We start from the raw sequence: 9,704 nt of genomic DNA on the forward strand, positions 1-9,704 counted from the left end.
GATTGTGTGGGGTGGCGCTAGAGCGCGTTGCGGAGGGCGTTGAGGCGATCGCGGGCGAGTTTGACTCTGGTGCCGGAATGCAGGACCGCGCTGAGTTCGGTGTTGTCCGGGGACTCGATGGACTGGATGGCGTTCAGGCGAACCAAGGCAGAGCGATGTACGCGCAGGAAGCCGATAGGTTGCAGTCGGGCTTCCATGCGGTGCATACGCTCTCTGATCAGCCAGGCGCGCGTGGCGGTGTGGAGCCAGAGGTTGTAGCCGTCGGCCTGCACCCATTCGATGTCGCGCACGGGGACGACGTGCACGGTGCCATGCTCTGTCACGAGGATACGATCTTCGGAATCAGAGGTGCCGAGAGCGCGTTGAACGCGATCAACGGCGTCAGCGAGGTGGGCGCGACGGATCGGCTTGAGGACAAAGTCGACGACGTCGGCACCGTAGGCTTCGATGGCGAAGTGCGGATGCGCACTCACGAATACCACGCGGACGCCCGGTGCGCGTTCGCGAAGTGCGCGGGCGACCGCGAGGCCATCGCGATGTCGGTGAAGCAGACGTCAGGGTGCAGGTCAGCGCAGCGCTCAATGGCGTGCTCGCCATGGGCACAGATCGCCACGACGTCGCAGCCGAGTCGCTGTAACTCGGCGGCGAGCGCGGCGGCGGCGATGGGCTCGTCGTCGGCTACGATCACGCGAAGCGTTCTGCGGAACGCACTCACGCGATGTCGGCCGACTCGGCCATCGGCAGCGTGAGCTCGACGAGCACGCCACCGGGGCGTTCCGTCATCCGCAGCAAGGCACGCGTGTCGTACAACAGCGTGAGCCGACGCCGCAGTGTCGAGAGGCCTATGCCGAGTCCACCGAACGGGTCGAGTGTCAGCGGGTTCTCATGGTCTGGACCATCGGCGTCGACCACGAGCACCAGCGTATGGTCCGTGCGTGACGCGGATAGACGCAGCGTGCCGGGTGCGATGCGTTGCGAGATCCCGTGGCGAATGGCGTTCTCGACCAGCGGTGGCTACATGAGCGCGGGAAACTGCGTGGTGCGAGCGCTCGAGTGAATGAACCATTCAACGCGCAGGCGATCGCCGAGTCGCACCTGCTCGATGGCCAGATAGCGTTCCACGATCTCCCGCTCGGCGTCGAACGAGACGGCGTCACCGGACTCCACGAGCGCAAAGCGCAGCAGTTCGCCGAGATCCGCGGCAACGTCTACAGCGCCCTCGCCATGCCCCGACCGCGCGAGTCCGCTCACGGTATTCAGCGCATTCAACAGAAAGTGTGGTTGCAGTCGCGTGCGTAACGCATCGAGTTCAGCGCGCACGGCATGTGCGGCAAGCACCGCCTCGCGATCGGCGGCGCGTTCGCGCTGGCGCCGTGCGCTGGTCCAGCTGCCCACGAGTGACACGAGCCCGGCGGTGACGGCATGCGTGGGCAACACGCCAAGCGCGATGATCATGAAATTGGATGAGCTGCTGTACGAGGACGTCGGATACAAGAGGAATAGTGCGATCGTCGCATGCGCTGCTGTCACGGCGACGGTGAGCAATGCCAGTCCGCCGAGTGCGCCCGCTTCGGATTCGGTGAGTGATCACCGATCAGCGATGCGCGGGCCGACGATCGCCCAAGCGAGCACCGTGACCGCCTGCCATTGCAGGGCGATACCGGCTGCGTCTGTGACGCCGAAGAGTTCCAGCGCCTGCGCGAACGGAGTGAGTCCGCCGATGCCGCACAGCAGGGCCGTGAGCCAAAGCCAGCGACGCGACGAGTGTACGCGGGTTGCGTTAGCGTGAGCGACAAGAGTGGCAGGCTCGGGGGGCATTGAGGAAACTTGATGCGGTGCGAATCGAGTGCGCTACTTCACGAGTTGAATGTCGAACGGTGTGCCCGCCGATGTCATGCGCACGATCCGGTGCGGCAGCGTGCGTGTGACATGCATCAGCAACGTGGATTGACCGGTGGTGAGCTCGACGCGCCACGTATCGAATGTGCCGGCGGGGACGGTGCTGGTGTCAGCACCGAGCACGCGAATGCGATAGGTCATGATCGTTCCCTTGCCACTGGCGAGCACCGGGAATCGAATGTCGAGCGACGCACGCCACCACAACGCGACCAGCAGCGGCGTTACGGCGTTGTCCTCGACGACGGCGGCCGAGAGCGTGGTGTCGATCGTCAGCACGCCCGATGGGCCGTTGGTTGGCGTGTCAGCCGTGCCGCGCACGTGTCCGTTCGCAAAATCGAGCGAAATCGTCATCGGCCGTCCCGACATCACGCCGCTCTGTCGCAACGAGACCTCCTCGAGGGCGCTGTTCAGGGAGATGCGCGACGACTGCTGAACCATGGTGCCGATCGTGATCGCATCCTGCAGCTCCCAGCCGTTCCCGCGCGGCGTGATCGCAACCCGTTGCCACCCGCGTGGTGCGCCTTGGATCATGACCGCGAATGAGTCGGACCGCGCGCGCAGTTGAGTGGGGTCGATGTGGTCACGGATCGCGGTGACGGCTGGCTGGGCCGCTGCGCCAGCGGGGGTCGCGGCGGCGGCAAGCACGGAGGAGAGGACGACGATGAACTGGCGAAATCGGGGCACGGTGGGCGGGGGGGTCAGCGTGTGAGGGGAGATCATTGATGATCTCAGCCTACGCGAACAGCGCTGCATGGTGTCGGGTGGTGCAACGAAGGGACGGGGAATTGCAGCAGGGGCCGCGGGGGCCGCGGGTGTCAAAGAAGGATGCTGACGGGGAAGCTGTTTGGGGGGAACGTGTGGGGGCGGGGGGGAGCGGTGCTTGCGGGGAGATCGGAGTGACGTGGGGGTGACGGGTGGGCTCCATAGTGAGGGATGGGACTGCTCCACGGCGAACTGACGGCGGGGATTCTGACGGTGTTTCGGGAGGTGCACGCCGAGCTTCGTCATGGCCATCCGGAGGTGATTTACCAGCGGGCGATGGCGATTGCCCTCGCCGACGCGGGGTTCTCAGTGGCGAGGGAGGTGGCGGTGGCCGTGAAATTCCGCGGTCACACTATCGGTCGCGGCCGACTGGATCTGGTGGTGAATGACTTGGTCGTGATTGAGTGCAAGGTCGCCCGGGCCATCGAGCCGGACCATGTGGGGCAGCTCCTCGGTTACCTCAAGGCTACGTCCCACGAGGTCGGCCTCATTCTCACCTTCGGTCGTCGCCCCGACCAGAAGCGTGTAGTGTTCACGCATACTCCGTAGCCAGCAGCGAAGGCAGCCCCGAAACCGTATCTCAAGGTCCACCGCTTCCGCCAGCCTCTACACGTTCGCCCCCGAACAGCTTCCCCGTCGGAATCCACCGTTCGCCCCAGTGGCCCCCGTCGCTATCCACCGTTCGCCCCAGTGGCCCCTGTGATTCATTGCGGCATCATCACCATCTCCGACCGTGCCTCGTCGGGCGTGTACGAAGACAAGTCCGGCCCGGCCATCCAGTCCGTGTTCACGCGCTGGATCGCCTCGCCGTGGCAGGCCGAGTACCGCTTGGTGGCCGACGAGCAGCCGCTGATCGAGGCGGCGATCCGGGAACTGGCCGACGAGCATCACTGCGCCCTCATCGTGACCACCGGTGGCACCGGGCCGTCGCCGCGTGATGTAACGCCCGAGGCCACGGTGGCCGTGTGCGACCGGCTGCTGCCGGGGTTCGGGGAACAGATGCGGGCAGTGTCGGTGCGCACCGTCCCCACCGCGATCCTCTCTCGTCAGATGGCCGGCACCAGGGGGAGCTCGCTGATCATCAATCTCCCGGGAAAGCCGGCGGCGATCGAGGAATGCCTCGGCGCGGTCTGGGCGGCGGTCCCATATTGCATTGATCTCATCGGAGGGCCGCGACTGCTGTTCAGCGCCGAGGCTCCCGCTCCGTTCCGACCCATCAGCGCGTAAGCGCGAGCCCGTGTCATGAGCCTTTCTCCCGAACTGCTGAAGATCCTGGTCTGCCCCAAGTCCAAGGCGCCGTTGGAGTACCACGCGGGTCCGCCCGAGGTGCTCGTGTGCCGTGAGAGCCGTCTGGTGTACTCGGTGCAGGACGGCATTCCCGTCATGCTGATCGACGAAGCGCAGCCGCTGGACGACGCCAAGTACCCTCTTCCGGCGTGAGCGCCTCGACCCACCCCGAGTGGCACGACGGCACGCGGGTGGTGCGGGCCGGTCTGCCCGACGCGACGCCGGGTGCGCCGTACATGGCCGGTCCGGTGTTCGCCGCCCCCTATCATGCACCGGGCGATCCAACGGCGTCGCCGTTCACCTACGGTCGGTTCTCGAATCCCACGTGGGTGGCGTACGAGCAGGCGCTCGAGGCGCTCGAGGGTGGTCCGTGCTTGCTCTTTCCGAGTGGCATGGCGGCCACGGCGGCGGTGCTGGCCACGATGGTGCCGCCCGGGGGCAAGTTGGTGATGCCGGCCGAGAGCTACTACACCACGCGCATCATCGCGACGCAGCACTTCCCCGGCGCGTGGTTTGCCGCGCAGGGCATCAATGTGGTGATGGCGCCGACGGTCGGTGACGGTTTGCGCGATGCGCTCGATGGTGCGGCAATGCTGTGGCTCGAGTCGCCCACCAATCCCGCACTCGATGTGTGCGACATCGCGGCGTTGGCGCAGGCGGCGCATGTTGCCGGCGCGTTGGTGGTCGTGGACAACACCACGGCCACGCCGCTGTTGCAGCAGCCGCTCGCACTCGGCGCCGATTTCGCCGTCGTGTCCGACACGAAGGCGATGACCGGTCACGCCGATCTGGTGCTTGGTCATGTGGCGTGTCGTAATGCCGCGCATGCCGAAACGATTCACACGTGGCGCACGCGCATGGGGGTGATCGCGGGGCCGATGGAAGCGTGGCTGGCGCATCGGTCGCTGGCGACGCTCGACGTGCGACTGTCGCGTCAGTGTGATACGGCCATACAGATCGCGACGATGCTGGCGGCGCATCCGAAGGTGCATGGCGTGCGCTATCCGGGGTTGCCCGGCGACGCGTCGTATGCCATCGCGTCGCGCCAGATGAAACGATTCGGTGGTGTGATCAGTTTTGCCTTGGATGACGCCGCCGCCGTGTCGCGCTTTTTTGCGGCGTCGACGCTGGTCTACGAAGCCACGAGTTTCGGTGGCGTGCACACGAGCGCCGAGCGTCGTGCCCGATGGGGCGGCGACGCGGTGTCGGAAGGGTTCGTGCGACTGAGCATCGGGCTCGAGGACGTACGAGATCTGTTGAACGATTTTGATCGCGCCCTGGGCGCAGTGTAGAGGATACGGAATGACGAAGCGGATGGACCGACGCGACTTCGTGGCGTCGTCGCTGGCGACGGCCACTGCCGCCACCGTCGGGATGATTTCAACGCTGGTACCGATGCACACGGCGCGTGCCGCCGAGCGCGATGTCGATGGAGCGCAGCCCGATGCCTTCCCGTTTGCCGAACTGAGTATCGCGGACCTGCAGTCGCGGATGACGAAGGGCACGCTCACGTCGCGCGCGCTCACAGCGGCGTATCTCTCGCGCATCGCGTCGGTGGATCGCAGTGGTCCGACGCTCAATGCAGTGATCGAAATGAATCCTGATGCGTTGACGATCGCGGCGCAACGCGACGCCGAACGGCGCGCGGGGAAAGTGCTCGGTCCGCTGCACGGTATTCCAGTGCTGATCAAGGACAACATCGACAGCGCTGATCGCATGCAGACCACGGCCGGTTCACTGGCACTGGTCGGCAAGCCGGCGCCGGGCGATGCGTTCATCGTGCAGCGCCTGCGCGAAGCTGGCGCGGTGCTACTGGGCAAAACGAATCTGAGTGAGTGGGCGAACTTCCGCTCCACGCGTTCCACGAGTGGGTGGAGCGGGCGCGGCGGACAGACACGGCACCCGTACGTGCTCGATCGCAATCCCTGCGGTTCGAGCTCGGGTACCGGCAGTGCGATATCGGCGAACCTCGCGGCCGTCGGCATCGGTACGGAAACGGATGGCTCGATTATTTGCCCGTCGTCCATCTGCGGGCTGGTAGGCATCAAGCCTACGGTCGGCCTCTGGAGTCGCAGCGGGATCATCCCGATTTCGTCGTCGCAGGATACGGCGGGGCCGATGGCCCGTACGGTGTCCGATGCTGCCGTGCTGTTGGGCGCGCTGACCGGCGTGGATGCACGTGATCGCGCGACGGCCGACAGTGCAGGCAAGAGTGCCACCGACTACACCACATTTCTGGATGCGAAGTCGCTGCAGGGCGCGCGCATTGGTGTCGCGCGCAACATGGTTGGCTTTCATCCATTGACCGATGCAGCGTTCGAGCGCGCGATCGATGCTCTGCGCAAAGCGGGCGCGGTAATCGTCGATCCCGCCAACGTCCCCACGGTGGGCAAATACGACGAAGCGGAGCTCGACGTACTGTTGTACGAGTTCAAGGCCGGAGTGAACGCGTATCTCGCGGCGCGCGGCGCGACCGTGTCTGTGCGCACGATCGATGACGTAATCGCCTTCAATCGGGCGAACGCCGGCGCCGAAATGCCGTACTTTGCGCAGGAGCAGATGGAGCGCGCGCAGACCATGGGGTCGCTCGACGACGCGAAGTATCGCGACGCCGTGGCTACCTGCCGGCGCTTGTCACGTGACGAAGGCATCGACGCCATCATGGCGCAGCATTCGCTCGATGCGATCGTGGCGCCGTCCAACGGACCGTCGTGGCCCACCGATTTGATCAACGGCGATCGGTACAGCGGCGGCAATTCGAGTGTCGCCGCCGTGGCCGGCTATCCGAGCATCACCGTCCCGATGGGGTTTGCCGACGCGCTGCCGCTGGGTGTGTCGTTTATCGGTCGCGCGTGGAGTGAAGGTCGCCTGATCGGACTGGCGTTCGCTTTCGAGCAGGCGACGCAGGCGCGTCGCGCACCACGCTTTCTGGCTACGATGCCGATCGCGTCACCGAAGCGGGGGTCGTAAGTGGCGCCGGAAGAAACACGAACGGAGGGCATGTCCCGTCTCATCGCCATCGGCAGTCTCGTGCTCGCGTTGGGGCTCGGCGTGTGGGCGTGGCAGTTCCTGAATCGTGCAGCCGACTCCGGATTGGAGCGCTTGTCGCGGATCGATACGGTGCGTGCGTTGTGCACCGCCGAGTGGGTGAAGGCGCGCACGGAAGTCGATTCGATGCGGGTGGACCGGTTCGCGCTGCCCGATACGATCGACAAGGGTTCCGAGCAGGCGATCGACCGCTGTGGTGATCTACGTGGCGAGAGCATACCGAATTCGCTGCCGAATGCACGCGAAATGTCGGGTGATCCGATGCCGCGCGGACTACGCTGAGGATAGAGATGAAGCGTGTACTGGTTGCGCTGCTGGCGCTGATGGTGGTGGCGGTGACTGGCTTTCTCACCGTCGGCGCGCGCATTACCGACAGTCGGATGAACACGGTGGTCAGCACCGCGTTGCCGGCGGTGTCGCCGGTGGCGGCGGCGTTGCATCGCCGGCTTTTTGTCGCCGACATGCACGCCGATCAGCTCCTGTGGGGACGCGATCCGCTGGAGCGCGTGTCGCGCGGTCACGTGGACGTACCGCGGCTGCAGGAGGGTGGCGTGGCACTGCAGGTGTTTTCCGTGGTGACCAAGACGCCTCGCGGCATGAACTACGATCACAACACGGGCGACACGGACAACGTGCTGCTGCTGGCGATCGCCGAGCATTGGCCGCGCGCCACGTACACGAGCTTGCGGGCTCGTGCCGTGTATCAGGCCGACAAGCTACGCGACGCCGCGCTTCGTTCGGCGAATACGCTCACGCTGATCACGACGCGCGAAGAAATGGCGCAGTTCGTGGAGCGTCGGGCCGGTGATCCGGCGCAGGTATCGGCGCTGTTGGCCATCGAGGGGCTGCATGCGCTGGACGGCAAGCTGCAAAGCGTGGATACGCTGTACGCCGCCGGATTCCGCATGATGGGGCTCACGCACTTCTTCGACAACGAAGTGGCCGCGAGCGCGCACGGTGTCACCCATGCCGGGCTTACGCCGTTGGGGCGCGAGGTGATCGCGCGCATGGAATCGCTCGGGATCATCGTCGATCTGGCGCACGCGTCGGCGCAGACGGTGCAGGAAGTGCTTGCGATGGCGACACGCCCGGTGGTGGTCTCGCACACCGGCGTGGCAGCCACGTGTCCGGGTCCGCGCAATCTCACGGACGATCAGTTGCGGGCGATTGCCGCCAATGGTGGACTGGTCGGCATCGGCTATTGGGACGGCGCGGTATGCAAGCCCACCGTGAATTCCATCGTAAAGGCGATTGTGTACGCGGTAAAGGTGGCCGGTGCGGCGCACGTGGCGCTGGGGTCCGACTTCGACGGCGCCACGCGTACGCCGTTCGATACCCGTGGTATGGCGGCCATTACTGATGGTCTCCTCAAGGCTGGCATGGAGCAGGACACGATCGCGGCCGTGATGGGGGGAAACACGCGTGACTTCCTGCTGCAGCAGTTGCCGTCGTCGTCGTCCACGCCGCGGGCCAGTCGGTAACGCGCCGGTGGTGATCGCATGACGCGGGCTTGGTGGATGCTGGTCGTGGCCGGACTGCTCGAGGTCGTCTGGGCCATCGGCCTGAAGTACTCCGACGGCTTCCGGAAGCCGGTACCGTCGGCGATCACGGTGAGCGCGATGATCGCGAGCTTCTATTTCCTCGCGCAAGCGCTCAAAACCCTGCCGGTCGGCACCGGCTATGCGGTTTGGACCGGCATTGGCGCAGTCGGGACGGCGATCGTAGGCGTGCTCGTGTTCGGCGAGTCGCGCGATCTCGGACGGATCGTCTCGGTCGCACTCATCGTGTGCGGCATTATTGGCCTCAAGCTCACCTCGCCGAGCTAGGGCGACCCGTTGGCACTTCCCGCTGCCACCGGGCATTCACTCCGCATGATCCGATTTACCGCCAGTGTTCCCGTTCTGCGCGTCGCCGATGTCGAACGCTGCATGACGTGGTATCGCGAGATCCTCGGCTTTTCCGTCGATCCGTCTCCCGATGTCGCACCGCACGAGTTCTGCATTCTGCGTAGGGACGACGCCGAACTGATGCTCCGCTGTACGCGTACCCCAACCGCACGCACTCCGGCCTCACACGATTGGGATGTCTACTTGCGGCTCGAGGGTGGTGAACTGACCGCGCTCCTCGATCATGCACGTGCTCGTACGCCGCTGGTACGCGGTCCGGAAGTGATGCCCGCTGGGCAGGTCGAGTTCGAGCTCGAAGATCCGGAAGGGCACCGCATCTGCGTGGCCGAAGTGCTCGCCGACGTCACGGGCTTCCCCCACTCGGTCGACTAACGCCGGGCCTTTACTGATCAGTACAGCCAATAGTTCTGGATTGTCTACAGTAACAGCCCGACGTTTTGGCATTCGAACCGCCTCCGTTATCGATGTGCTTTGGGAATAAAATCGTTTTGTCTGGTCTCGACTTGACCGGCGAGGCGCTGCCTGTCGGTCGTTTGCGCGGAGGCGCGCGGGACCGTCACGCACAGAAGCGCCGTAACCACAGGAGTGGTGGTTCGGCGCGCTCAGGTCCGCCGGCGCGCTGCCCGTATCGATCAGTTTTGCTGTGCTTCGCGTCTCTTCGCGTCTCTTCGCGTCTCTTCGCGTCTCTTCGCGTCTCTTCGCGTGCTCCGCGAGCTTCGCGCGAACCAGCCGACTCTCCGACCGCTCCGAGGCAGCCGCACGCACCGCAGTTCGCGCGAAGTCCGCGAAGATCGCGAAGGC

The 9,704-nt window shown here is 65.4% G+C and carries 14 protein-coding genes and 1 pseudogene; 9 read left to right on the forward strand and 6 right to left on the reverse strand.

Features of this window, described 5'->3' with window-relative positions; translation table 11 throughout:
- Positions 1-17: 17 nt before the first annotated feature.
- From ACESNG_RS03595 to ACESNG_RS03620, 6 genes and pseudogenes are all read right to left on the reverse strand, one after another.
- Positions 18-323 (reverse strand): LytTR family DNA-binding domain-containing protein, encoded by a 306-nt coding sequence (locus ACESNG_RS03595; protein WP_373067862.1) that lies wholly within the window; start codon positions 321-323, stop codon positions 18-20.
- A 111-nt stretch (positions 324-434) separates the two neighbouring features.
- A pseudogene (locus ACESNG_RS03600) lies at positions 435-715 on the reverse strand (LytR/AlgR family response regulator transcription factor); the annotation flags it as partial.
- On the reverse strand, positions 712-918 hold the full coding sequence (locus ACESNG_RS03605; protein WP_373062968.1) for a hypothetical protein: 207 nt from the start codon (positions 916-918) through the stop codon (positions 712-714). The pseudogene ACESNG_RS03600 and the gene ACESNG_RS03605, both read right to left, overlap by 4 nt.
- 96 nt (positions 919-1,014) lie before the next feature.
- The gene (locus ACESNG_RS03610) at positions 1,015-1,545 is read right to left on the reverse strand and encodes a sensor histidine kinase (protein ID WP_373067856.1); all 531 of its coding nucleotides are present in this window, start codon (positions 1,543-1,545) and stop codon (positions 1,015-1,017) included.
- 42 nt (positions 1,546-1,587) lie between these two features.
- On the reverse strand, positions 1,588-1,818 hold the full coding sequence (locus ACESNG_RS03615; protein WP_373062964.1) for a hypothetical protein: 231 nt from the start codon (positions 1,816-1,818) through the stop codon (positions 1,588-1,590).
- A 33-nt stretch (positions 1,819-1,851) separates the two neighbouring features.
- Positions 1,852-2,583, reverse strand: a complete 732-nt coding sequence (locus ACESNG_RS03620) for a hypothetical protein (RefSeq protein WP_373062962.1) — start codon at positions 2,581-2,583, stop codon at positions 1,852-1,854.
- Positions 2,584-2,832: 249 nt separating this feature from the next.
- On the opposite strand from ACESNG_RS03620, the gene ACESNG_RS03625 reads away from it, so the two are divergent.
- From ACESNG_RS03625 to ACESNG_RS03665, 9 genes are all read left to right on the forward strand, one after another.
- Positions 2,833-3,210, forward strand: coding sequence for a GxxExxY protein (locus ACESNG_RS03625; RefSeq protein ID WP_373062960.1), 378 nt, complete (start codon positions 2,833-2,835; stop codon positions 3,208-3,210).
- A 150-nt stretch (positions 3,211-3,360) separates the two neighbouring features.
- Complete coding sequence (mog, locus tag ACESNG_RS03630; protein ID WP_373062970.1) at positions 3,361-3,888, forward strand: molybdopterin adenylyltransferase; 528 nt, start codon at positions 3,361-3,363, stop codon at positions 3,886-3,888.
- A gap of 15 nt (positions 3,889-3,903) precedes the next feature.
- Positions 3,904-4,101, forward strand: coding sequence for a Trm112 family protein (locus tag ACESNG_RS03635; RefSeq protein ID WP_373062958.1), 198 nt, complete (start codon positions 3,904-3,906; stop codon positions 4,099-4,101).
- A complete protein-coding gene (locus ACESNG_RS03640; RefSeq protein ID WP_373062956.1) occupies positions 4,098-5,240 on the forward strand; it encodes a cystathionine gamma-lyase in 1,143 nt (380 codons plus the stop codon). Before ACESNG_RS03635 ends, ACESNG_RS03640 begins: the two co-directional genes overlap by 4 nt.
- 10 nt (positions 5,241-5,250) lie before the next feature.
- Positions 5,251-6,918 carry an amidase gene (locus ACESNG_RS03645; protein WP_373067858.1) on the forward strand — a complete coding sequence of 556 codons (1,668 nt, stop codon included), beginning with the start codon at positions 5,251-5,253 and terminating at the stop codon, positions 6,916-6,918.
- 30 nt (positions 6,919-6,948) lie between these two features.
- Positions 6,949-7,278, forward strand: a complete 330-nt coding sequence (locus ACESNG_RS03650) for a hypothetical protein (protein WP_373062952.1) — start codon at positions 6,949-6,951, stop codon at positions 7,276-7,278.
- 8 nt (positions 7,279-7,286) lie between these two features.
- Positions 7,287-8,477: a dipeptidase gene (locus tag ACESNG_RS03655; RefSeq protein WP_373062950.1), complete on the forward strand. Its 1,191-nt coding sequence runs from the start codon at positions 7,287-7,289 to the stop codon at positions 8,475-8,477.
- An 18-nt stretch (positions 8,478-8,495) separates the two neighbouring features.
- Positions 8,496-8,822 (forward strand): quaternary ammonium compound efflux SMR transporter SugE, encoded by a 327-nt coding sequence (gene sugE, locus ACESNG_RS03660; protein WP_373062948.1) that lies wholly within the window; start codon positions 8,496-8,498, stop codon positions 8,820-8,822.
- Positions 8,823-8,867: 45 nt separating this feature from the next.
- Positions 8,868-9,275 carry a VOC family protein gene (locus tag ACESNG_RS03665; RefSeq protein WP_373067860.1) on the forward strand — a complete coding sequence of 136 codons (408 nt, stop codon included), beginning with the start codon at positions 8,868-8,870 and terminating at the stop codon, positions 9,273-9,275.
- Positions 9,276-9,704 lie beyond the last annotated feature (429 nt).

The sequence above is a fragment of the Gemmatimonas sp. genome (assembly GCF_041689975.1).
GTDB lineage: Bacteria > Gemmatimonadota > Gemmatimonadetes > Gemmatimonadales > Gemmatimonadaceae > Gemmatimonas.

Bases quoted from the DNA above. Each gene is read 5' to 3' on its own strand.
- ACESNG_RS03615 (WP_373062964.1), bottom strand. From the start codon at position 1,818: ATGCCCCCCGAGCCTGCCACTCTTGTCGCTCACGCTAACGCAACCCGC.
- ACESNG_RS03625 (WP_373062960.1), top strand. From the start codon at position 2,833: ATGGGACTGCTCCACGGCGAACTGACGGCGGGGATTCTGACGGTGTTT.
- ACESNG_RS03635 (WP_373062958.1), top strand. From the start codon at position 3,904: ATGAGCCTTTCTCCCGAACTGCTGAAGATCCTGGTCTGCCCCAAGTCC.
- ACESNG_RS03645 (WP_373067858.1), top strand. From the start codon at position 5,251: ATGACGAAGCGGATGGACCGACGCGACTTCGTGGCGTCGTCGCTGGCG.
- ACESNG_RS03650 (WP_373062952.1), top strand. From the start codon at position 6,949: ATGTCCCGTCTCATCGCCATCGGCAGTCTCGTGCTCGCGTTGGGGCTC.
- ACESNG_RS03655 (WP_373062950.1), top strand. From the start codon at position 7,287: ATGAAGCGTGTACTGGTTGCGCTGCTGGCGCTGATGGTGGTGGCGGTG.
- sugE (WP_373062948.1), top strand. From the start codon at position 8,496: ATGACGCGGGCTTGGTGGATGCTGGTCGTGGCCGGACTGCTCGAGGTC.
- ACESNG_RS03665 (WP_373067860.1), top strand. From the start codon at position 8,868: ATGATCCGATTTACCGCCAGTGTTCCCGTTCTGCGCGTCGCCGATGTC.